Source organism: Streptomyces sp. NPDC051582, assembly GCF_040681715.1.
Taxonomy (GTDB): domain Bacteria; phylum Actinomycetota; class Actinomycetes; order Streptomycetales; family Streptomycetaceae; genus Streptomyces.
Genome location: NZ_JBFAZJ010000035.1, coordinates 25,437 through 47,436 on the forward strand (window position 1 = coordinate 25,437; position 22,000 = coordinate 47,436).

The 22,000-nt window shown below is 72.4% G+C and carries 22 protein-coding genes; 17 read left to right on the forward strand and 5 right to left on the reverse strand.

What is annotated here, in order from left to right; all coding sequences use genetic code 11:
- Nucleotides 1-10: 10 nt before the first annotated feature.
- Nucleotides 11-562 carry a flavoprotein gene (locus tag AB0M92_RS32980; RefSeq protein WP_366106020.1) on the reverse strand — a complete coding sequence of 184 codons (552 nt, stop codon included), beginning with the start codon at nt 560-562 and terminating at the stop codon, nt 11-13.
- 230 nt (nt 563-792) lie between these two features.
- Between AB0M92_RS32980 and AB0M92_RS32985 the strand changes: the two genes are divergently transcribed.
- The 3 genes from AB0M92_RS32985 (at nt 793) to AB0M92_RS32995 (ending at nt 3,019) form a co-directional block, all read left to right on the forward strand.
- Nucleotides 793-1,008: a DUF4287 domain-containing protein gene (locus tag AB0M92_RS32985; protein WP_366106021.1), complete on the forward strand. Its 216-nt coding sequence runs from the start codon at nt 793-795 to the stop codon at nt 1,006-1,008.
- 105 nt (nt 1,009-1,113) lie between these two features.
- On the forward strand, nt 1,114-1,947 hold the full coding sequence (locus AB0M92_RS32990) for an NAD(P)H-binding protein (protein ID WP_366106022.1): 834 nt from the start codon (nt 1,114-1,116) through the stop codon (nt 1,945-1,947).
- Nucleotides 1,948-1,981: 34 nt separating this feature from the next.
- Nucleotides 1,982-3,019 carry an AraC family transcriptional regulator gene (locus AB0M92_RS32995; protein WP_366106023.1) on the forward strand — a complete coding sequence of 346 codons (1,038 nt, stop codon included), beginning with the start codon at nt 1,982-1,984 and terminating at the stop codon, nt 3,017-3,019.
- On the opposite strand, the gene AB0M92_RS33000 is transcribed toward AB0M92_RS32995, so the two are convergent.
- Both AB0M92_RS33000 and AB0M92_RS33005 read right to left on the reverse strand, forming a co-directional pair.
- The gene (locus AB0M92_RS33000) at nt 3,016-3,492 is read right to left on the reverse strand and encodes a GNAT family N-acetyltransferase (protein WP_366106024.1); all 477 of its coding nucleotides are present in this window, start codon (nt 3,490-3,492) and stop codon (nt 3,016-3,018) included. The two genes, AB0M92_RS32995 and AB0M92_RS33000, sit on opposite strands and share 4 nt — an antisense overlap.
- A gap of 156 nt (nt 3,493-3,648) precedes the next feature.
- Nucleotides 3,649-4,143 carry an anthrone oxygenase family protein gene (locus tag AB0M92_RS33005; protein ID WP_366106025.1) on the reverse strand — a complete coding sequence of 165 codons (495 nt, stop codon included), beginning with the start codon at nt 4,141-4,143 and terminating at the stop codon, nt 3,649-3,651.
- 158 nt (nt 4,144-4,301) lie between these two features.
- On the opposite strand from AB0M92_RS33005, the gene gdhA reads away from it, so the two are divergent.
- From gdhA to AB0M92_RS33055, 10 genes are all read left to right on the forward strand, one after another.
- Nucleotides 4,302-5,711 carry an NADP-specific glutamate dehydrogenase gene (gene gdhA / locus AB0M92_RS33010; RefSeq protein ID WP_366106026.1) on the forward strand — a complete coding sequence of 470 codons (1,410 nt, stop codon included), beginning with the start codon at nt 4,302-4,304 and terminating at the stop codon, nt 5,709-5,711.
- A 128-nt stretch (nt 5,712-5,839) separates the two neighbouring features.
- Entirely contained in the window at nt 5,840-7,192 is a 1,353-nt protein-coding gene (locus AB0M92_RS33015; protein WP_366106064.1) for an AMP-binding protein, read from the forward strand.
- A 237-nt stretch (nt 7,193-7,429) separates the two neighbouring features.
- Nucleotides 7,430-7,954 carry a hypothetical protein gene (locus AB0M92_RS33020; protein ID WP_366106027.1) on the forward strand — a complete coding sequence of 175 codons (525 nt, stop codon included), beginning with the start codon at nt 7,430-7,432 and terminating at the stop codon, nt 7,952-7,954.
- A gap of 96 nt (nt 7,955-8,050) precedes the next feature.
- Entirely contained in the window at nt 8,051-8,893 is an 843-nt protein-coding gene (locus AB0M92_RS33025) for a DUF4097 family beta strand repeat-containing protein (RefSeq protein WP_366106028.1), read from the forward strand.
- A 74-nt stretch (nt 8,894-8,967) separates the two neighbouring features.
- Nucleotides 8,968-9,954 (forward strand): ATP-binding cassette domain-containing protein, encoded by a 987-nt coding sequence (locus tag AB0M92_RS33030; RefSeq protein WP_366106029.1) that lies wholly within the window; start codon nt 8,968-8,970, stop codon nt 9,952-9,954.
- Entirely contained in the window at nt 9,951-10,739 is a 789-nt protein-coding gene (locus AB0M92_RS33035) for an ABC transporter permease (RefSeq protein WP_366106030.1), read from the forward strand. The genes AB0M92_RS33030 and AB0M92_RS33035 overlap by 4 nt, the downstream gene beginning before the upstream one ends.
- 658 nt (nt 10,740-11,397) lie before the next feature.
- The gene (locus AB0M92_RS33040) at nt 11,398-12,423 is read left to right on the forward strand and encodes a bifunctional DNA primase/polymerase (protein ID WP_366106065.1); all 1,026 of its coding nucleotides are present in this window, start codon (nt 11,398-11,400) and stop codon (nt 12,421-12,423) included.
- A gap of 215 nt (nt 12,424-12,638) precedes the next feature.
- Nucleotides 12,639-14,045, forward strand: coding sequence for a phage/plasmid primase, P4 family (locus AB0M92_RS33045; protein ID WP_366106066.1), 1,407 nt, complete (start codon nt 12,639-12,641; stop codon nt 14,043-14,045).
- Nucleotides 14,042-14,431 carry a DUF6009 family protein gene (locus tag AB0M92_RS33050; protein ID WP_366106031.1) on the forward strand — a complete coding sequence of 130 codons (390 nt, stop codon included), beginning with the start codon at nt 14,042-14,044 and terminating at the stop codon, nt 14,429-14,431. Before AB0M92_RS33045 ends, AB0M92_RS33050 begins: the two co-directional genes overlap by 4 nt.
- 123 nt (nt 14,432-14,554) lie before the next feature.
- Complete coding sequence (locus AB0M92_RS33055; protein WP_366106032.1) at nt 14,555-16,078, forward strand: FAD-dependent monooxygenase; 1,524 nt, start codon at nt 14,555-14,557, stop codon at nt 16,076-16,078.
- A gap of 107 nt (nt 16,079-16,185) precedes the next feature.
- Here the strand turns inward: AB0M92_RS33055 and AB0M92_RS33060 are convergent, their stop codons facing one another.
- Nucleotides 16,186-16,854, reverse strand: a complete 669-nt coding sequence (locus tag AB0M92_RS33060; RefSeq protein ID WP_366106033.1) for a ScbR family autoregulator-binding transcription factor — start codon at nt 16,852-16,854, stop codon at nt 16,186-16,188.
- 125 nt (nt 16,855-16,979) lie between these two features.
- Between AB0M92_RS33060 and AB0M92_RS33065 the strand changes: the two genes are divergently transcribed.
- Nucleotides 16,980-17,822 (forward strand): NAD(P)H-binding protein, encoded by an 843-nt coding sequence (locus AB0M92_RS33065; protein ID WP_366106034.1) that lies wholly within the window; start codon nt 16,980-16,982, stop codon nt 17,820-17,822.
- A 39-nt stretch (nt 17,823-17,861) separates the two neighbouring features.
- Here AB0M92_RS33065 and AB0M92_RS33070 read toward each other — a convergent pair whose 3' ends face one another.
- Entirely contained in the window at nt 17,862-18,815 is a 954-nt protein-coding gene (locus tag AB0M92_RS33070; RefSeq protein ID WP_366106035.1) for a ScbA/BarX family gamma-butyrolactone biosynthesis protein, read from the reverse strand.
- 481 nt (nt 18,816-19,296) lie between these two features.
- On the opposite strand from AB0M92_RS33070, the gene AB0M92_RS33075 reads away from it, so the two are divergent.
- The 3 genes from AB0M92_RS33075 (at nt 19,297) to AB0M92_RS33085 (ending at nt 21,964) form a co-directional block, all read left to right on the forward strand.
- On the forward strand, nt 19,297-19,974 hold the full coding sequence (locus tag AB0M92_RS33075; protein WP_366106036.1) for a ScbR family autoregulator-binding transcription factor: 678 nt from the start codon (nt 19,297-19,299) through the stop codon (nt 19,972-19,974).
- A 318-nt stretch (nt 19,975-20,292) separates the two neighbouring features.
- A complete protein-coding gene (locus tag AB0M92_RS33080; RefSeq protein ID WP_366106037.1) occupies nt 20,293-21,141 on the forward strand; it encodes an AfsR/SARP family transcriptional regulator in 849 nt (282 codons plus the stop codon).
- 103 nt (nt 21,142-21,244) lie between these two features.
- Nucleotides 21,245-21,964 (forward strand): ScbR family autoregulator-binding transcription factor, encoded by a 720-nt coding sequence (locus AB0M92_RS33085; protein WP_366106038.1) that lies wholly within the window; start codon nt 21,245-21,247, stop codon nt 21,962-21,964.
- The last annotated feature ends 36 nt before the right edge of the window (nt 21,965-22,000 follow it).

Genomic DNA, 22,000 nt, shown 5'->3' on the forward strand with positions numbered 1-22,000 from the left:
CCGCCGGGCCTCACGGGAGGTGCGGGGCGCTCGCGCCGTCCAGGGCGCTGAGGGCAGCCGGCCAGGGGAAGTGGGGCGGTGCGTCGGGGCCGGCCGGGCCGGGGACGAAGCCGCCCTCGCCGTAGAGGACGGAGACGCCGGCGCCGCGCAGGGTGGCCAGGGACTGGTCGAACTGCGGGTGGGCGGCGAGGGCGGCGTTCGTGCACGGCATGGTGACGACGGGGGTGCCCTTGCCGATCGCCTCGGCGGCGACGCCGACGGCGAAGCGGTCGGTGAGGCCGAGGGCCCAGGCGTTGAGGGAGTTGAAGGTGGCCGGGGCGAAGAGCACGGCGTCGGCCGGCGGCCATACGTCCGGCTCGCCGGGGAGTTTGTACTGCCAGCGCACCGGGTGCCCGGTCAGGGCTGCCAGGCCGTCGAGGCTTCCGGCGACCCAGTGCGCGGCGGTGGGCGTGAGGCCGAGACAGACGTCCCAGCCGCGGGACTGGGCGTCCTCGATCACGTGGGCCACGTCGAAGACGGGCGGGGCGGCGGAGCAGAGCAGGTAGAGAGTCCTGGGGGTCATACCGACATGTGATCACATTGCTTGATCTCGGCCCTAGTTGAGGGAACGTGATCGGCCGCTTTGGGCGGGTGTACCTCGTTTTCGGCCGACTTGGCGAGGGGTCGATGATGCAGCGCCCAGGTGGCCGGGGGTCTTCCGAGATTTCCGCGGGAGCAGCGATGAGTTCTGGGAGCGGTCGGCGTCTGCCTTCCACCAGAGAACGACGGTTCAGTACGGCAGGAGAAGCAGAGATGAGCGAGCCGGTGAAGGGCCCCGCCAGTTACTTCCCTTCGATCGAGAAGAAGTACGGGCGCCCCGTCACGGAGTGGAAGGACCTGATCCGGTCCTCGCCGCTGACCAAGCACATGGAGCTGGTCTCCTGGCTCAAGAGCGAGCACGCAGTGGGCCACGGGCACGCCAACGCCCTCGTCGCCCACACGCTGAAGGAGGATGCGGGGCCGGTCTGAGCGGGGCCGGGAGCCGGGCCGGTCTGAGCCGCGCGTGGACGCTCGCGCATGGAGTTGAGCCTCTCGGCGATGTCGCGTCTCGTCCGGGCGGGCTTGACTTGAGCCATGACACGGACAACGAACGACATCTCGCCCGCAGCCGCCCTCCTCATCGGTGGGAACGGCAAGACCGGTCGGCGCGTCGCGGAGAAGCTCCGCGCCCAGGGGCGCCCCGTGCGGATCGGCTCGCGCACCGGCGCTCCCGCCTTCGACTGGAACGTGCCCGGGACCTGGGGGCCCGCTCTGGAGGGCGTCGACCGGGTGTACGTCACCTACTACCCCGACCTCGGCTTTCCCGGGGCCGCCGAGCAGGTCGGGGCGTTCGCGGAGGTGGCCGTGGCCGCCGGGGCGCGCCGGCTGGTGCTGCTCTCCGGGCGGGGCGAGGCGGCCGCTCAGCGCGCCGAGGAGTGCCTGAAGGCGTCCGGGGCCGACTGGACGGTCGTCCGGGCCAGCTGGTTCAACCAGAACTTCGACGAGGACTTCTTCCTGGAGCCCGTACGGGCCGGGGAGCTCGCCCTGCCGACCGCGGACGCCGTGGAGGCCTTCGTGGACACCGACGACATCGCCGAGGTGGTGGTGGCCGCGCTGACCGACGACCGGCACGCCGGCCGGACGTACGAGCTGTCCGGGCCCCGGCTGATGAGCTTCGCCGACGTCGCCGCCGAGCTGTCGAAGGCGACGGGACGCGAGATCTCGTACGTGCCCGTCTCGGACGAGGAGTACCGGGGCGTGCTCCGCGAGGTCGGCCTGCCGCAGGAGTTCGCCGACCTGTTCACGCAGATCCTCGACGGGCGCAACGCGCACCTGGTGCACGGGGTGGAGGAGGTGCTGGGCCGGGAACCCAGGGACTTCGCCGACTACGCCCGTGAGGCGGCGGCGAGCGGTGTCTGGGAGGTTTGAGCTCCTGACGCGGGGGCGGGGAGAGGATGGGGCCATGGACACGCTGACCGGTCTCCTCGACGGCCCCAAGGCCCGGGGCGCATTCCTCCTCAAGGCCGTCTACAACCCGCCCTGGGCGGTACGGATCGAGGACCGGGCCCCGCTCTCGGTGGCCACCATGGTGCACGGGACGAGCTGGCTGCTCCCCGACGGCGGCGAGCCGGTGCTGATCGGCCCCGGGGACGTTGCCGTCGTACGGGGGCCCGCGCCCTACACGATCGCCGACTCCCCGCGGACGCCGGTGCAGGTCACCGTCGATGCGGACCAGCGGTGCAGCACCGCGGACGGCGAGGACGTCACCGACAGCATGGCGCTGGGTGTGCGCACGTGGGGAGCGGAGTACCAGGAGGCAGGGTCGGCGGTGATGCTGAGCGGCACCTACCAGGCGCCGAGCGAGATCGGTCGCCGGCTGCTGGCCGCGCTGCCGACGATCGTGGTCCGTCCGGCGGCGGACGCGGACGCCACGCTGATCGGGCTGCTGGCCTCGGAGATCTCCCGGGACGAGCCGGGCCAGGAACTGGTCCTGGACCGGCTGTTGGACCTCCTGCTGATCGGGGTGCTGCGCACGTGGCTCGCGGATCCCGGCTCGGGGGCCCCGGGCTGGTACCGGGCGCAGGGCGATCCGGTGGTCGGGCGGGCACTGCGGCTGCTGCACGAGAACGCGGCCCACGGCTGGACGGTGGCGGAACTCGCGCACAAGGCCGGGGTCTCGCGGGCCTCGCTGGCGCGGCGGTTCACGGAGCTGGTGGGGGAGCCGCCGATGGCGTACCTGACGGGGTGGCGGCTGGCGCTGGCGGCCGATCTGCTGCGGGAGCCGGACGCCACGGTGGCGACGGTGGCCCGGCGGGTGGGGTACGGATCGGCGTTCGCGCTGTCGACGGCCTTCAAGCGGGTACGGGGTGTCAGCCCGCAGGAGTTCCGTACGGGGGCGGGGGCGGGGGCGGGGGCGCGGGCGGGGGCGGGGGCCGCGCCGACGGCCCGGCCGGAGGCCGCCGGGCCCTCGCGCACGGTGGTGCTGCCGGGCGACCGCTAAGCCGACAGGTCCAGTACGCCGACGCTCTGGCCGCCGCTCAGCTCGCCGGTGAGGCGGAAGCCCAGGCCCAGGTAGAACGGCTCGGGCGTGCCGGGGCCGGGTTCCCACGTGACGTACGCGTGCTCGCAGCCGCGGCGGCGGAGCTCTGCGGTGACGGCCCGGACCGCGAAGCGGCCGTAGCCCTTGGCCTGGTGGGCGGCGGAGACGTTCAGGCGCCAGATGCCCGAGCGGATGTCGGTGGGGTCCCGCTCCGGGTTCCAGGCGATGTCGACGAAGGCCATGACGAAGCCGACGACCTCGTCGCCGTCGACGACCGCGCGCGGCCAGGCGACGTCCCCGTGGACGTAGGCCTCGGCGAGGGACTTGACCACGGGGGAGACGAGACGGGCCTGGTCGGGCCGCACCTGGACCGCGCACACCGCATCGAAGTTGGCTGCGGTGACCGGCTCCAGGCGGAGTGCGGGGCTGTTCATGGCCGCACCCTAACGGAGGGCCCGTCCCGCGCCGACGGCGGATGTTCCGAGAGGGGATCGACTGCCGTGGAACTGCGCAAGGCGGTCGAGGGGCCGCGCGGGCGCCCGTGCTGTACGGGCGGGCCACCGCCCGGTGACGAAGGCGCCGGGGCCGCGTCAGAGACGGCCGCTGAGGACCAGGGCCCAGGCCAGGCAGCCGAGGGCGATCGTGCACAGCAGCGTCCGCCAGTGGTTGGCCGGCACCCAGCGGGACTCGAAGGCCTGACGGACGGCGGCCGGGTCGGCGACGCGCTCGGCGGGACCGGCGCGGTCCAGCGCGTTGTTGAGCGGGATGTTGACCCGGCCCGTGACCGCGAGCTGGAGGACGTACGCGACGAGCGCGGCGATCAGCGGCGGCGCCACGGAGCCCGCGCCGGAGGCGAGGTGCAGGGCCAGCGCGAGGGCCGTCAGCACCAGGGAGCCGAGGAAGGCGGTCATGAACAGGCCGTTGACGATGGCGACGTTGACGCGCTGCATCACCTCGATGAGCGTACGGTCGTCCGAGCGCCGCAGCGCCGGCATCACGGACACGTCGAAGGCGAAGAACAGGCCCGCCGTCAGGCCCACGAGCACGGTCGCGGCGACGAGTACGGCGAGTCGTGCGGTGTCCACGCCCTGTTCCCCCTGCTGATCGGATCGGCCGCGCGCGGTCGTTCACGGGTCAGCCGATCGTAGGCGCACACGGGGCGTCCGGGGGGTGGACGGTGCTTCGGAAAAGTGCGCGTGTGCGTACAGACTCTGCTCGGAAGCGATCGGTACTCGCGGACCTGATGGCACCATGCACCTGCCGTCGTCTACGCACCCGTACTCCCAGGAGGACATACGTGAAGGACTCGAAGGACACGCTGGAAGCACTGCGGGCCGAGATCGAGCGCCGCAACCCCGCGCAGCCGGAGTTCCACCAGGCGGTGCGCGAGGTGCTGGAGACCCTCGCCCCCGTCTTCGCCGCGCGGCCCGAGTACGCGGATCCGGCGGTGGCGTTGGTGGAGCGGCTGACGGAGCCGGAGCGGCAGATCGTGTTCCGGGTGCCGTGGCAGGACGACCGCGGCCGGGTCCACGTCAACCGGGGCTTCCGCGTCGAGTTCAACAGCGCGCTGGGCCCGTACAAGGGCGGCCTGCGCTTCCACCCCTCCGTGGACATCGGCGTGGTGAAGTTCCTGGGCTTCGAGCAGATCTTCAAGAACGCGCTGACGGGGCTCGGCATCGGCGGCGGCAAGGGCGGCAGCGACTTCGACCCGCGCGGCCGCTCGGACTCCGAGGTCATGCGGTTCTGCCAGTCGTTCATGACCGAGCTGCACCGGCACATCGGCGAGCACACCGACGTGCCCGCGGGTGACATCGGCGTCGGCGGCCGCGAGATCGGCTACCTGTTCGGCCAGTACCGGCGCATCACCAACCGCTGGGAGGCGGGGGTGCTGACCGGCAAGGGCGCCGGCTGGGGCGGCTCCGCGATCCGGCCGCAGGCCACCGGCTACGGCAGCGTTCTGTTCGCCGCGGAGATGCTGAAGGTCAGGGGCGAGTCGCTGGACGGCCTCTCCGCGGTGGTCTCCGGTTCGGGCAACGTCGCCCTGTACACGATCGAGAAGCTCCAGCAGCTCGGCGCGAACCCGCTGACCTGCTCGGACTCCCAGGGCTACGTGATCGACGACAAGGGCATCGACCTCGCACTGCTGAAGCAGATCAAGGAGGTCGAGCGCGGCCGGGTGAGCGAGTACGCGCAGCGGCGCGGCTCCTCGGCGCGGTACGTGCAGGGCGGGCGGGTCTGGGACGTCCCGGCGGACGTGGCGTTCCCGTCCGCCACGCAGAACGAACTGGACGGCCAGGACGCCCGTACGCTCATCGCGAGCGGGGTCAAGGCGGTCTCCGAGGGTGCCAACATGCCGACCACGCCGCAGGCCGTACGGCTGTTGCAGGAGGCCGGGGTCGCGTTCGGGCCCGGCAAGGCCGCCAACGCGGGCGGAGTCGCCGTCAGCGCGCTGGAGATGAGCCAGAACGCGGCGCGCACCGCGTGGAGCGCGGAGCGCGTCGAGGACGAGCTCGCGGGCATCATGCGGTCGATCCACGCCGTCGCGCACGAGACCGCCGAGCGGTACGGGGCCCCGGGCGACTACGTGACGGGCGCCAACATCGCGGGCTTCGAGCGGGTCGCCGACGCGATGCTCGCCCAGGGCGTCATCTGACCGACCGCGGGAACGCGGGCCGGGGTCCGGGGCTCGCGCCCCGGGCCCCGTCGCTCGACCCCCGGTGGAGGTGGCGGGCCGTAGCCTGGGGCCGAGCTGCCGGAGTGAACACCGAGGGGGACGTGAGCGTGCTGACGGCGTTGGACGGGGTCTACGGGGACAGGGCGGACGCGGTCTGCGTCGCGGGGCGCAGCGCCTCGTACGAGGAACTGCTCGGCGCGGCGCGGGCGGTGGCCGCCGACGTGGCCGGCGCGAAGGCCTTCGCGATGACGGCGACGGCCTCCCTGGAGACCGTCGCGGCCGCGGTCGGAGGGCTGCTGGCCGGGGTGCCGTTCGTACCGCTGCCGCCCGACGCCGGGCCCGCCGAGCGGGAGCACATCCTGCGGGACTCCGGGGCGGAGGTGGTGGAGGTGGACTTCGCCCGGCGTTCCGACCGGACCGGGCCGGCCGCCGCTCCCGAGGACCCGGCGCTGGTCCTGTACACCTCCGGGACCACGGGCGCGCCCAAGGGCGTGGTGCTGACCGGCGCGGCCCTCGCCGCCGACCTGGACGCGCTGGCCGGAGCCTGGCAGTGGAGCGCCGAGGACACCCTCGTGCACGGGCTGCCGCTCTTCCACGTGCACGGACTCGTCCTCGGCGTGCTCGGGGCGCTGCGCACCGGCAGCCGCCTCGTGCACACCGGGCGGCCGACGCCGCAGGCGTACGCGCGGGCCGGCGGGAGCCTGTACTTCGGGGTGCCGACCGTGTGGTCCCGCATCGCCGCGGACCCGGAGGCCGCGGGCGCCCTGTCGGGGGCGCGGCTGCTGGTCTCGGGCAGCGCGGCGCTGCCGGCGCCGGTGTTCCGGGACCTGGAGCGGCTGACCGGGCTGCGGCCGGTGGAGCGGTACGGGATGACGGAGACGCTGATCACCGTCAGCGGCCGGGCGGGCGGCGAGGTACGGCCCGGTACGGTCGGCACCCCGCTGCCGGGTATCCGTACGCGCATCGCGGCCGAGCCGGGCGCCGGGATCGGGGAACTCCAGCTGACCGGGCCGACGCTCTTCGCGGGGTACCTGGGCCGGCCGGAGGCGACGGCGGCCGCGTACACCGAGGACGGGTGGTTCCGTACGGGCGACATCGCGGCCGTGGACGAGGCGGACGGGGTGCACCGGATCGTGGGGCGGGCTTCGGTCGACATGATCAAGACGGGCGGGTACCGGGTCGGCGCCGGGGAGATCGAGAACGCGCTGCTGGACCATCCCGCGGTGAGCGAGGCGGCGGTGGTGGGGGTCCCGGACGCGGATCTGGGGCAGCGGATCGTGGCGTTCGTGGTGGCGCAGGGGGTGACGGGGGAGGAGCTCACGGACTTCGTCGCCGCGCACCTGTCCGTGCACAAGCGGCCGCGGGAGGTGCGGTTCGTGGCGGCGGTGCCGCGCAATGCGATGGGCAAGCCGCAGAAGAAGCTGTTGCTGACGGGGGAGTACGGGCCGCAGGCGGGCTGAAGGATGCGGGTGGTGCCAAGCGGCGCCATGCGGTGCCACGCGGCGCCATGTGGCGCCACGTGACGCCGTGCGGTGCCACATGGGGCCTTCGGGGGCGTGTTAGTAGGGACTGTGACCTCGAAGCCTCGGTGAGTTCCTTGATGTTTGTGCAGGTGGGAGGCTGTTAGGAGGGTCCGGCGCCACATGTGGTGCCATCAAGGCTTGCGTGTGGCGCCATTGTGGTGCCATCATTGAGCCATGGACCTCACGCCCTATGTCGACAACCTTCGCCGCGAGCTCGCGGTGGCCGCCGAAGCCGGCGGGGAAGAAGCGCGCAGCCTGGCCGACCGGCTCACGGCTCCTCTGGAGTCGGCGACCCGGCTGACCATGCTCAACGTGCTTTCCGCCGCGATGGACGAGATCACCCGCGAGCTCGCGCCCGGTTCGGTCGACGTACGGCTGCGCGGCCTGGACCCGGACTTCGTGGTGACGCTGCCGCCCACCGAGGGCGGCGCCCCCGCCTCGCCGGCGGCGCCCTTCGAGCCGCTCCCGGCCCCCGTCGCGGCCGACGGCGACGAGGGCAGCACCGCCCGCGTCAACCTACGCCTGCCGGCCCACCTCAAGGCGCGCGCCGAGGAGGCCGCGAACCGCGAGGGCCTGTCGGTCAACGCCTGGCTGGTGCGAGCCGTGTCGGCCGCCGTCGACGGCGGCGGCGGCGCCCGGCCGCGCCCGGCGGAGAAGACCCGGAGCGTCGGACAGAGCATCACCGGCTGGGTCCGCTAGCCCTCCGTCCGGAACGCCTCACCACGTCACCACACGTCACCACTCGTCACAGCAAGTCACCAGTTCACCCCACAGACCCAAGAGGACGGGACAGCCATGCCTTCTTTCGACACTCCCGAACCGATCTCGGCCACGGCGCGCGTGGAGGCCGGTTCCATCCAGTTCGTCGCCGGTGAGCGCACCGACACCGTCGTAGAGGTGCGCCCCCGCGAACCGAAGAAGGACCTGGACGTGCGGACGGCCGAGCAGACCGAGGTCTCCTGCTCGGGCGGCGTACTGACCGTCCGGACGCCCAAGTCCAACATGTTCGGCCGCACCGGCGTCGTCGACGTGACCGTCGAACTGCCCACGGGCTCGCGCATCGACATGACCGGCTCCTGGACCCAGGTGTTCGGCGAGGGCCGGCTCGGCGAGGTCCGCGTGCAGACCTCGTCCGGTGACGTCCGCCTCGACGTCACCGGCCCGCTGCACCTGAAGGCCTCGCACGGGTCCATCACCGTCGACCGGGTCGAGGGATCCGCCGAGATCACCACCAGCTCCGGCAGCCTGCGCGTGGGCCTCGTCGACGGGCCTGCCGTCCTGAAGAACTCGCACGGCACGACGACCGTCGGCGCGGCGATCGGCGAGCTGCGGGTGAGCGGGGCCAACGGGGACATCGAGATCCGGCGGGCCGAGGACTCGGTCACCGCCACCACCGCCCACGGCGCGCTGCGCGTCGGCGAAGTGGTCCGCGGAACGGTCCACTTGGAGACCTCGTACGGAGCCATCGAGGTCGGCGTCCGCGAGGGCACGGCCGCCTGGCTCGACGTCAGCTCCACCTCCGGCCAGGTCCGCAACGGGCTCACCCCGTCCGAGAGCCCGGAGGGTGGCGAGGAGACGGTCCAGGTCCGCGCCCGTACCCGGCACGGCAACATCGACGTCCGCCGCGCCAAGGCCTGAGCACCGGACACACCGCCCGCCCCCTTCAGTCTTCCCGAGCCTTCGAAATGGAGGGCGTCATGCCTTCTTCTGTCATGCCCACGCCAAGGCAGGCCGACGGTCACGCGTCGCCCGCCGCCGTCTCCACCACCGGTCTGCGCAAGTCGTACGGTGACAAGACCGTGCTCGACGGAGTCGACCTGCACATCCCGGCCGGGTCCGTGTTCGCGTTGCTGGGGCCCAACGGAGCCGGCAAGACCACCGTCGTGAAGATCCTGTCGACGCTCATCTCCGCCGACGGCGGGCAGGCCCGGGTCGCGGGCCACGACATCGCCACGGCACCGGACGGGGTGCGCGCCGCGATCGGCGTCACCGGGCAGTTCTCCGCCGTCGACGGGCTCATCACCGGCGAGGAGAACATGCTCCTCATGGCGGACCTGCACCACCTCTCCCGCAGCGAGGGGCGGCGCGTGGCCGCCGAGCTGCTGCAGCGCTTCGACCTGGTGGAGGCGGCGAAGAAGCCGGCGTCCACGTACTCCGGCGGCATGAAGCGCCGCCTCGACATCGCCATGACGCTGGTGGGCGACCCGCGGATCATCTTCCTCGACGAGCCGACCACCGGCCTCGACCCGCGCAGCCGCCACAACATGTGGCAGATCATCCGCGAGCTGGTCACCGGCGGCGTCACCGTCTTCCTCACCACGCAGTACCTGGAGGAAGCGGACGAGCTCGCCGACCGGATCGCCGTGCTCAACGAGGGCAGGATCGCGGCCGAGGGCACCGCGGAGGAGCTCAAGCGGCTGATCCCCGGCGGACACGTCCGGCTCCGCTTCTCCGACCCGGCCGCCTACCGGAACGCCGCCCTCGCACTGCGCGAGGTCACCCGGGACGACGAGGCGCTGTCGCTGCAGGTTCCCAGCGACGGCAGCCAGCGCGAGCTGCGCTCCCTCCTGGACTGGCTCGACGCTGCCGGCGTCGAGGCGGACGAGCTGACCGTGCACACCCCCGACCTCGACGACGTGTTCTTCGCCCTGACCGGCGGCGGCACGAAGACCACCCAGACCAAGGAGACCTCCCGATGAGCTCGCTCGCCCTCGCCGTCCGCGACTCGTCCACGATGTTGCGCCGCAACCTCCTGCACGCACGGCGCTATCCGTCCATGACGCTGAACCTGCTGCTGACGCCGATCATGCTGCTGCTGCTCTTCGTCTACGTCTTCGGCGACGTGATGAGCGCCGGCATGGGCGGCGGCGCCGACCGCTCCGCGTACATCGCCTACCTGGTCCCGGGCCTCCTGCTGATGACCGTCGGTTCCACCACCATCGGCACCGCCGTGTCCGTCTCCAACGACATGACCGAGGGCATCATCGCCCGCTTCCGCACGATGGCGATCCACCGCGGCTCGGTGCTCGTCGGGCACGTCGTCGGCAGCGTGTTGCAGTCCGTCGTCAGCGTGGTCCTGGTGGGGGCCGTGGGCGTGGCCATCGGCTTCCGCTCCGTGGACGCCACGGCCCTGGAATGGCTCGCGGCCTTCGGGCTGCTGACGATGTTCGCCCTTGCGCTCACCTGGATCGCGGTCGGGATGGGCATGGTCAGCCCGAACGCCGAGGCGGCCAGCAACAACGCGATGCCGCTGATCTTCCTCCCGCTCATCTCCAGCGCGTTCGTCCCGGTGGACGCGATGCCGGGCTGGTTCCGGCCGATCGCCGAGTACCAACCGTTCACCCCGGCCATCGAGACCCTGCGCGGGCTGCTGCTCGGCACCGAGATCGGCGTCAACGGGTGGCTGGCGCTCGGCTGGTGCCTCGCGCTCTGCCTGCTCGGCCACTTCTGGTCGAAGGCGGTCTTCGACCGGGACCCGAAGTAGCCGGGAGACCGCCCGGCCCGCCCCGGGGCGGCGTACTCCGACACCACGTCGGCGTGCGCCGCCCCTTCGCGTCGTTCCAGTCGCTGCTCGCTTCCCGCTGGAGCCGGACTCCGGAAACGCTCAAGAAGGCCCGGAGCGCGCGGGGCGGAGGGCAGCGACTGAAGAAAAGCGACTGAGCGACTCTTGGGTCGCTCTCAGAGCGAAAGAGAAAGCACAGGTCAGAGGGTGTTACCGGGGAAAACAGCGACTGAAGCGACTCAAGGTCCGGGTATATGGAGACATTGGCGTGCGCGTACGCATGCGCGTGTGCGCGTCATATATAGGGGTCTTGAGTCGCTTCAGTCGCTGTTTTGCCTTGCGCAAGGCTGTGACCTGGTGTTCTGTGAGCGACTCAACGAGCGACCGAACGAGACTGAGTCGCTGTGCGTTCAGTCGCTCGGTCGCTGGGGCTCCGCTGGGGCTCCTCACGGAGACGTACACGTGTTCTGGCTCATATGCCTCTCGTCTCCCGGTGGTTTCGCTAATCTGTTGTCGGGCGTTGAGTCGCTTCAGTCGCTGATGGGGGAAGTGAATGGCAGCTGAGCTGCGGGTTTCGCGCAGCGACCCAAGGCAGTTCACGAGAGCTGCCGCGGTCGTGTCGCAGCCTCTGACGACTGCCATGTGGTGCGCGCGCCAGGGGTGGCCGGTTCACCCCCTTGCTCCGGGCCGCAAGACGCCCGTGGGCAACTGCGAGGCGTGCCGCGTTCCGGGCCACGACCGCGGTGCCTGCGACTGCCTGCGGGCGGGCCGCTGGTGCCACGGGTTCCACGCCGCCACCCTCGACTGCGACCGGATCCGCCAGTGGTGGGGCGCGCGCCCCGACCTCGGGGTCGGCGTCGCCACCGGTCCGGCGGGCCTCGTCGTCATCGACGTCGACGCGCACGCCCGCGAACTGCCGGGCCGCGAGCGGCTGCTGCCGGGCATCCCCATCGCCGACACCGTCGACCTGACCGGGCTGGCCAACGGGTTCCACACCCTGGGCGTGCTGGCCGCCTTACGCGGGGCCACGAGCCCCGCGGACGACGAGACGACCCTGCGCGTACGGACCCCCTCGGGGGGCCTGCACGTCTGGTACCGCAACGAGGGCGGCCTGCGCTGGCAGTGCTCCGCCGGGTCGGCCGGCGGCCGGGCGCTGGCCTGGCAGGTCGACGTACGGGCCCACGGCGGGTACATCGTGGCTCCGGGGACCGTGACCCCCGCCGGGGTCTACCGGCCGCTGGGAGCCGTCCGCGGGCCCGCGCCGCTGCCGGGCTGGCTCGCGGACGAACTGGAGCGCACCGGGCACCTGCCCCCCGAGGCCCTTCCCGGGCCCCGCCCCGTCCCGCCCCGGGCCCGGCAGGCCGTCATCGCGGCGGGCGGGGGACGAGCGGCGTCGGACCGGGTGCTCGCGGGAGTGCTGGCCGAGGTGGCCGGCTGCGCGGCGATACCCGAAGGGGCCGCGTTCTCCGAGAAGTTGAACCGCGCCGCCTACACCGCCGGGGGACTCGTCGCCGCCGGGCACCTCGCCGAGGCCGAGGCCCTGCGGGCCCTGGAGGACGCGGCCGAGCTGGCCCGCCCCGGGCAGGAGGGCCGCTGCCGGGCCATCATCCGCGGCGGGCTGAGCGCGGGCCTGGCACGCCCGCTGGCCCTCCGAGGCCGCGTGTGAGGCCGCATGTGAGGCCGGAGAACGACAGCGTGCTGACCGGTTTCGACGAACGGCCCGGTTTCGACGTGCAGGCCGTCGCGGCGCAGATCCTCGCACAGCCCGTACCGGCGCCCCGCGGCTCCCAGGAGTGCCTGGAGTCCTCCGAGTACGCGCCCGGCCGGGAGACGGCCGACAGCGGCCCCGCGGAGGTCCTGGAGCCCTTGGACGCCCTGGCGGTGGCCGGGGCGGGCGGCGAGGCGACGGCCGACGGACTGCTGCCCGACACGCTCACCGACCGCGGCAACGCCAAACTGTTCGTCAAGCTCTACCGCAACGACTACCGGCACGTCCCGGGCATCGGCTGGTTCCGCTGGGACGGTACGCGCTGGCAGATCGACGAGGACGACACCGTCATGTGGTCCGCGGGCGACCTGGCCGAGTCCATCGCGACCACCGACCCGCGCGGCGTCCATCCCGCGGCCGCGCTCCAGCAGCACCGCCGCCGCGCGCTCAGCACCAGCGGGATGAACGCCATGCTCACCCAGGCGAAGTCCGCCCCGGGCATGGTGCTCAACGCGGCCCGCCTGGACGCCGATCCGTACGCCCTGTGCACGCCGGCCGGTGTCGTGGACCTGCGGACCGGGCACATCCGCCCGGCCGAGCCCACGAAGGACTTCCACTCCCGCTCCACCTCGGCGGCCCCGCGGCAGATGTCCACGCCCCGCTGGAACCGCTTCCTGACCGACACCTTCGGCGAGGGGCCGGAGGGCGCGGAGATGATCGGCTTCCTCCAGCTGCTGCTCGGCTACTCCGTCACCGGGGACGTCGGCGCCCAGGTCATGCCGTTCCTGTTCGGCTCCGGCAAGAACGGCAAATCCGTCCTGCTGGACGTCCTGATGAAGCTGCTCGGGGACTACGCGGACGCCGCTCCCCCCGGGTTCCTGATGTCGCGCCCGTACGAGGGGCACCCGACCGACCTCGCCGAACTCCACGGCCGCCGCGTCATCGTGTGCAGCGAGGTCAAGCCGGGCGACCGCTTCGACGAGGCCCGGGTCAAACTGCTCACCGGCGGCGACCGCATCAAGGCGCGCCGGATGCGGCAGGACTTCTTCAGCTTCGAGCCCACCCACAAGATGTGGCTGCTGGGCAACCACCGGCCCGAGGTCGGCACCGGCGGGTTCGCGTTCTGGCGGCGCATGCGGCTGATCCCGTTCGAGCGGGTGGTCTCCGACGACCGCAAGATAGACAACCTGGCGGACGTGCTCGTCACCCAGGAGGGCCCGGGCATCCTCAACTGGCTCATCGACGGCGCCCGCCGCTACCTCGGCGGCGACCGCGACCTCACGGGCCCGGAGCGGGTCCGCATCGCGACCACGGCGTACGCGGAGACCGAGGACCACACCGGGCGCTTCATCGGCGAGACCTGCCGGCTGGAGGCCGATCTGCGGGCGGAACAGGCACAGCTCTACGCGGCCTACAGGGGCTGGTGCCAGACTGAGGGCGCTCCGGCGATCTCGTCCCGGGCCTTCGCGGCGCGGGTGCGCGAATCGGTGGGACTGGCGTCGCCGAAGGAAATGATCCTGTCCAACCAGCGCAAGTACTACCCGGGCATCGGCCTGCTCGCGGACGAGGAGACAGTGTGAGCGCCCTCATCGCAGAAGACGAGATCGTCCACGAGGTGGACCTCGTCTGGCTGGAGGACATCAGCCGGCTCGACTACGTCCGCCAGAGCCTGGACCGGCTGCCGACGCGGCGCGGACGGCCCGCCTACCACCGCGACGGGCGGATGGTCGGGTACGCGCTGCTGGGGCCGAAGGCGAAGCCCTCCCGCTCCTCCGGGACGTTCCGGAGGCGGGTGTTCTGGCTGCTGCCGCACGACCGGGACACCGCCCCGGAGGGGCTGTACGCGACCGGGGCGCCGGCTGAGGCCGTGGACGCCCGGACGCTGGCGCCGGGCAACAAGGGGCACAAGACGGAGCGTTCGGAGGGCGGCCCGATGTCCTCGGCTGTGCGCGGGCTGCTTCCGTAAGCGGGGCGGCTTGTCCCCACCCACCCACCCACCTACCGGTAGAAGCGCTTCCTCCTTGGAAAAAAAACGGGACACCCGGTATATTTCCGGGCCCGAGGGGTCGTCAACGGGGAGGCAGCCGCTGTGCAGGGGGAACGTGGGATGCGGGCGCAGGTCGCGGTGGTGGGCGGCGGCCCCGTGGGGATGCTCGTGGCGGCCGAGCTGGCCGCGTTCGGAGTCGACACGGTGCTCCTCGAATCCCGGTCGGGGGTGTCCGACCGGCCCAAGGCGACCACGCTGCACGCCCGGGCCGTGCAGTGCCTGGCCCGGCGCGGCCACCTGCCCGCACCCGCCGCCCCGCACGCCCCCTTCCGGGGCGGCCGGGCCGGGAGCCCCTTCCACTTCGCCGGGCTGCCCGGCCTGTTCATCACCGCTCCCGAGACCGAGCCGGAGCCGATCCTCAAGTGCCCCCAGGCGCGGCTGGAGCGGGAGTTCGAGGAGCGGGCGCGGGCCGCGGGCGCTCGGATCCTGCGCGAGCACCGGGTCACCGGGATGGTCCGGGAGGCGGACGGGGTGCGGATCGAGGCCGAGGGGCCGCGCGGTCCGGTCGCGTACGGGGTGGGGTACGTGGTGGGGGCGGACGGTGCGCGCAGTACGGTCCGCGAGCTCGCGGGCATCGGCTCCGAGACCCATCCGGCCACCATTTCCGCCCTGATGGGCGCGGTCCGGCTCGCCGAACCGGACGCGCTGCCCGCGGGCTGGCACCGGACCCCGCGCGGCTGGATCGTGGCCAAGGGCGACGCCGGGGGCAGGACGCACGTACGGACGCTCAACTGCGCCGGGGCGTTCGCCGACCGGCACCTGCCGCCCACGCTGGAGGAACTGCGCGCGGAGGTGTCCTGGATCGCCGGACGGGAGATCGCGATGGACGAGCCGCGCTGGCTCGGCCGGTTCAGCGATTTCGCCCGGCTGGCCCGGACCTTCCGCGAGGGGCGGGTCTTCCTGGTGGGGGACGCGGCGCACGTGCACTTCCCGATCGGCGGGCAGGGCCTGAGCACCGGGGTCCTCGACGCCCTCAACCTGGCCTGGAAGCTCGCGCTCGCGGTGCGCGGGGAGGCGGGCCCGGAGCTGCTCGGCACGTACGACGCCGAGCGCAGGCCGGTCGCGCGGCGGGTCATCGAGAACACCCGGGCCCAGCTCGCGCTGATGCGGCCGGGGCCCGAGCTCGACGCCCTGCGCGGGGTGTTCTCGGGGCTGCTGGCGCAGGAGGGCGCCCAGGGGCACCTCGGCGGGCTCATCAGTGCGCAGGACACGGTGCTGCCGGCGGTGCTCCCGGCGCAGCCCGGGCGTTCCTGCCCGAGCGCGGGAACGTTTCTGCACAATGCCGTACTGACCACCTCGACCGGCGAGACGGACGTCATCCGACTGCTCCAGGGCGGCCGGCCGCTGCTGCTGCTCCTCGGGGACAAGGGAGCGGTCCACCGCGAAGAGGCGCGCGGCTGGGAGTCGATCGTGCGCGTGGTGCGCGCCCGGCCCACGCCCGACGTGCCGTACGAGGCCCTGCTGGTGCGCCCCGACGGGTACATCGCGTGGGCACCGGGAGGCGCGGGCCTGGGCGCCGCGCTGTCGGTGTACTTCGCCGTGGGCGCCCGTACGGGGTGCGCGTGACGCGGCGAGGGCCGGGACGCGGGCTCCCGTACGGGCGCCCACGGCCGCGGGCGCAGCCCCGGGCCTGGCGGTGCCGCCGTCCCGGCCCGGGGGACGGCGGGCGCGGCTCAGCCGGCGGCCGCGAGCTCCAGCGCGTCCGCCGCCTCGCGGGCCTCGGCGTAGACCGCGGCTCCGCGGGGCTCGGCGAGGTCGAGGGAGGCGAGGACGGAGGAGACGGCGATGCTGGGCAGCAGGTGGCGCACCAGCGCGGAGGTCCGGGCCGCCAGGTCCCGGTAGTCGCAGATGGCCTGGGACATGGACTGGATGCCGGCGAACGTTCCCACGAGCACGTCGGCGGTCTCTTCGGGGACGACGTGGGGCAGCAGCTCGCCCTGCTCCTGGGCCTTCTGGAGCGTGACGGTGACGACCTCGGCCCAGCGTACGAACGGGCCGCTGCGGTCGAGGCCCTGTGCCAGCTGGTCCATGGTCAGCCGTACCCCGGCGCGGACCATGGGGTCGGTCTGCAGGCGGTAGGCGTGGAGCATCACCATGTCCACGATCTCCTGCATCTTGGAGGCCCGGTCGGGGACGAGGATCCGCTGGTCCTGTTCGCCGAGGACCCCCTGGGCCAGGTCGTCCTTGGACTGGAAGTGGAAGTACAGGGCGCCCTTGGTCACCCCGGCCTCGGTGAGGATCTGGGAGATCGTGGCGGCTTGGTAGCCGTTCTCCTCGAAGACCTTGGCCGCCGCGGAAAGGATCGCCTGCCGTGTGCGGATGGCCCGGACTTGCTCAGCCACGTTGCCTCCTCCCTCCTCTGTTCATGGGGCATGTAAAAAAACCGCCCAGTTCGTATCTTACAGCGGGTGACGGGCCTCGGCTGGTGGCCGGGGGCGGGAAAATGTCAGGTCAGGGAGGGAAGGTCATGATTCTGGTCACGGGGGCCACGGGGACGGTCGGACGCGAGGTGGTGCGGAGAATGCCCTCCGACCTGCGGTTTCGCGTGATGTGTAGAAATCCGGAACGGATTGTGAGCCTCCGCGCGCAAGCGGAGGCCGTCCACGGCGACTACCGGGACCGGGCGTCGCTCGTACGGGCCTTGCACGGTGTGAGCGCGGCCTTCCTGGTGACCGCGGAGATCGGCGGCGACGAGGATGCGCGGTTCGTCCGGGCCGCGCGGTCGGCCGGCGTGCGGCACGTCGTGAAGCTGTCCGCCGCGGCCGTGGAGGACCCGGGGGCCGACGATCTGATCACCCGGTGGCAGCGTGGGAACGAGGAGCTGCTGCGCGGCTCGGGGATGGAATGGACGCTGCTGCGCCCGCGCTCGTTCATGTCCAACAGCCTGTCCTGGGCCGCGACGGTGCGCGCGGAGCGGATGGTACGGGCGCTGTGCGGGACGTCGGGCAACGCGTGCGTGGATCCGCGCGACATCGCGGACGTGGCGGTACGGGCCCTCACCGGGGACGGGCACGCCGGGCGTTCGTACACGCTGACCGGGCCGCGGGCGATCACCGCGGTCGAGCAGACCGAGCAGCTCGCGCAATTGCTGGGACGTCCGCTGACCTTCGAGGAGCTGGGCCCGGAGCGGGCGCGCACGGCGTTGCGGGGGAGGTACGCGCACGATCTCGTCGAGGCGCTGCTGGAGAGCGCAGAGCGCCAGCGCGCGGGGGCGAAGGCCCGGGTGGACGGGACGGTGCCCGCGTTGCTCGGCCGTCCTGCCGGTTCCTTCCGCGCGTGGGCGAGGGATCACCTGGGTGCTTTCGTGTGAGGGCGCCGCGCGGTGTCGACGGCGCCGGCTCCCGGGCCGTCAGAACTCGTACGGCGCCGCGGACACGGTGGAGCTGAAGACGGGACTGCCGTTCTGGTGACCGGTGACCACGACGGCGGCCCGGCCCTCGGGTACGGCTTCACGGGGCAGCGTGTGCGCCTCGATGACACACGGGGCATCCAGTTCCGCGTACCGCTCGAAGGAGCTGTCCATACCGAGCGGAAGGAAAGCGGAATCTCCCAGCACCGCGGAGGCCGCCTGTCGGGCGGCTTCGAGCAGCACCATGCCCGGTACGTGGTCCACGGGGTGGTCGAACAGCACCGGGTGGCGGGTGTCCGCCCGCAGGAACCAGCGGTTCGGCTGATCGGTGGGGGAGAGGACGACGTCCATGGGCGAGACGCGTCCCACGCTCTGCGGGGCGGCGGGCGCGGTGAGCGGCAGGCGGCGCTCCTCGCCGCTCAGGGCGCGGTCGCCGCGCAGCCGCTCGTAGACGGTGGGCGCGATGCACGTGTACGAGGCGGCCGCGGTCGCCGCCAGTTCGCCGTCGCGGCGCAGGACGGCCTCGTAGCGCAGTCCGGCCAGCCGGCTGCCGCGCCGCCGTACGTCGGTGCAGGTGACCTCGATGTCGATGGAGGCGGGGGCACTGCCCACGACGAGCTGCTCGGGCCGCACCGCGATGCTGAGGTCGCGCATCAGGAACTGGTGGCCGAACGGGACGCCGAACTCGGCGTGGCCGAGGAGGGCGCCGACCTGGCGAAAGGTCTCCACGGCCATGAGGGGGTCATGGTGGGTGCCGTGGACGGGTATGAAAAAGCTGTGGCTGCGCGGCCATTGGGCGGTGACGGTGAAGTGGGTGTCGTCCTGGCGTTCCCAGTCGGTGAGCATGACCTCGGCGACGGCGGCCCGGTGCACTAATTCCTTGGGCACGGTCGTGGTCCACGTGGAGAGGACTGCGGGCCGGTTCACCGAGGCCCACGGGGCCCGTCGCGTCATTTCTCTGTCGAAGCCAGTCAGTTCGACTTGAAAGGTACTCGCAGACATTGCTCCCCCTGGGCTCCGCTGGCGAGAAGGGCTTGTTGCCTCTGGCGGGAAAGATACATACCAACCGGTTTAATTTCTAGCGGTATCTGACCATCCGCTCGTGCAAACTACGGATGATTTCCTTCCGAATAAAACGTTTCCGCTGGTCAGGTCGGCTCTTTCGGACCCCGTTCCACTCTGGTCGGGCCGCCCGGGGCCCTTGCGGGGTCCCGGTGGGTCGAGTCCGGCCTAAGTGATCCTCAAGTCCGCTGATCGACGGTGTCCGAATGCCTTCGGTCACGCGGCGTGTTCTTCCCTCCACTCCGGGCTGACGTTATGCCGTGTGATCCCTCTTCTCAAAAACCGCACAGACGGTTTGTTATAGTGGGGTCCGGAGTGAACGGCCGCCTCGCGATGCTCCGGAGCAAGCAGTCGCCCGCCCGCCTTCGCGGGCGTGGCACCCCTCGCAGTGACGGAGCAGTCGATGGTCAAACAGGAACGCGCGGCGCGCACGCGCGAAACCCTGATCCGGTCCGCAGCCGAGACCTTCGATCGGGACGGCTTCTCGGTGGCCTCGCTGACCGCGATCAGTTCGCTGGCCGGGGTGAGCAACGGGGCGCTGCACTTCCACTTCCCGAGCAAGGCCGCGCTGGCGAACGCGGTGGAGGAGGCGGCGCTGGCCCGGCTGCTCGCGCTCACGGGGGAGGCGCAGGACGATGCGCCGCCGGCCGGGGCGAGTCGCGTGCAGCTCCTCGTCGACGTCACCCACGGGCTCGCCGGGGCGCTGCGCGCCGACCCGGTGCTGCGGGCCGGGTTCGCGCTGAGCGGTGAGCTGTCCCGCCCGCGCCGGGGCGATCTGCGCGAACGCTGGCGCCGCTGGGTCGAGGACACGCTCCAGCTGGCCGAGCTGGAAGGGGAGTTGCGCCCCGAGGCGGCGGCCGGGGACGTGGTGACCGCCGTGGTCGCGGCGACCGTGGGCTTCGAGGTGCTCGCCGTACGGGACGGGGCGTGGCTGTCGGCGGCAACGGTGACCCGGTTCTGGCGGCTGCTGCTGCCGACGCTCGTACCGGCGGACCGGCTCGCGGGTTTCGAGGCCGCCGGCGCGAACCGGCGGCCGGACGGTGGCTCGTAGTCCCGGTCCCTGTGGTCCCTCTCCCGTTTCCCGGCCCTTCGCGCAACGAGCGCGGAGGGCCGGGTGCGTTTGTTCACCCTGTCCGTACCTGGACTTCGCGGTCTGTTTTGCCACATCCAGGGCTGTTCTGGAGAGGGTGCGGAGTGAGGCTGCAGCGGTCTCCGATCCTGACGATCCGACAAAATCCCAGTTCAGGGGCGTACTTCAAGCACCGATTGGCTGAAGCATGAACAAAACAGCGCGGTCGGTTTCGTATTGACAAACCGCCGGTCCTGTTTTTTACTGGCGAAGGCTCATCCACGGACAGGGGAGTACGGCGTGGACATCGAAGTACTGGGCACACTGGCGGTGCGGGAACGCGGAACCTCCGTTACGCCGACCGCCCCGAAGCCGCGACAGGTGCTGGCGCTGCTGGCGCTCCATGCCGACCAGGTGGTCCCGGTGTCGGCTCTGATAGAGGAACTGTGGCAGGGGGCGCCGCCGCGCAGCGCACGGACCACGCTCCAGACCTACGTCCTGCAGCTGCGGGCCCTCATCGCCACGGCCCTGGAACAGGGCGAGGGCGAGGGGGAGGGCGAAGCCGCCCCCGCGGGGCGGCGCACCGCCAAGGACGTGCTCGTCACGCTGCCCGGCGGCTACCTGCTCAACAGCGGCGGCGGCACCAGCGACGTCCGCGAGTTCGACCGGCTCGCCGGCATGGGCTACCGGGCGATGGACGCGGGTGACTTCCCGGGCGCGGCCCGGCTGCTGCGCGAGGCGCTGTCGCTGTGGTCCGGACCCGCCTTCGCCGACGTACACGGCGGAATCCAGCTGGACATGGAGACGCGGCGGCTGGAGGAGACCCGGCTCTGCGCGCTCGACCAGCGCATCGAGGCCGATCTGCGGATCGGGCGGCACCGCGAGCTGCTGGCCGAACTCACCGTGCTGGCCAGCCGCTACCGCACCCACGAGAACCTGCACGGCCAGTTCATGCTGGCCCTGCACCGCTCCGGCCGGCGCGGCGAGGCCCTCGACGTCTACCAGCGGCTGCGCGCCACGCTCGTACGCGAGCTCGGGCTGGAGCCGTCGGCCGCCCTGCGCCGGCTGCAGCGCTCGATCCTCATGGCCAGTCCGGAGACGCCGGTGGTGGCGGAGACCAACAGCGAGCGACTCGTACGCGTGGGCTGAGATGGCCACCGCACGCGACACCCAGACCGAGACGGGGAGCGCGGCCGGGCCCGGGGCCCGGGGCCGGGGGCGCGCCCGGACCGCGGGCCGAGGGGGCAGCGCCGTGCAGGAGAGGTCGGAGCGGACCCGCAGGAAGCTGGTGCACGCGGGCGCCGAGATGTTCCACCGCAACGGCTACGCGAACGCGACGCTCCTGGAGATCGCCGCGTCCGCCGGAGTGACGAAGGGGGCGCTGTACTTCCACTTCGCCTCCAAGGACGAACTGGCCGAGGCGGTCCTGCTGCGGGGCCGCGAGCTGCTGCGCGAATCGGTGCGCGAACTGCGCGCGTCCGGCAGCTCCCCGCTCCAGACGCTGGTCGACACGACGCACTGGCTCGCGCTCAACCTGCGCGAGGAGCCGGCGATCCCGGCCGGCTTCCGCATCACCAAGGAGTGCGCGGGACTGCCCGCGCTCACCACCGACTTCCACCGGATCTGGCTCGCGGAGGTCTGCGGGCTGCTGCGCGAGGCCCGGGACGCGGGCGAACTGCGCGCCGAGGGCCGCTGGGAGAGCGTCGAATCCCTGGTCGCCGCGGCGGCCTGCGGCATCGAGACGCTGGCGGCGACGGGCATGCCGTACGCCGAGCTGCAGCGCCGGGTGTCGGGGCTGTGGTCGCTGCTGCTGCCGAGCCTGGTTCCGCAGGGCGCGGAACGGGAGTTCCGGGTCGGGATGCCGGATCCCGATACGGCGCCCGGGCGGGTGGGGGACGTACGGGACGACGACGCCCCGCAGGAGCGTGTCGACCACTTGTCCCGTCCGGTGCTCTCGGGCGGCGGCGCGTGACCGCGGGCGGGACCGTTCCCGTGACCGTGACATGAC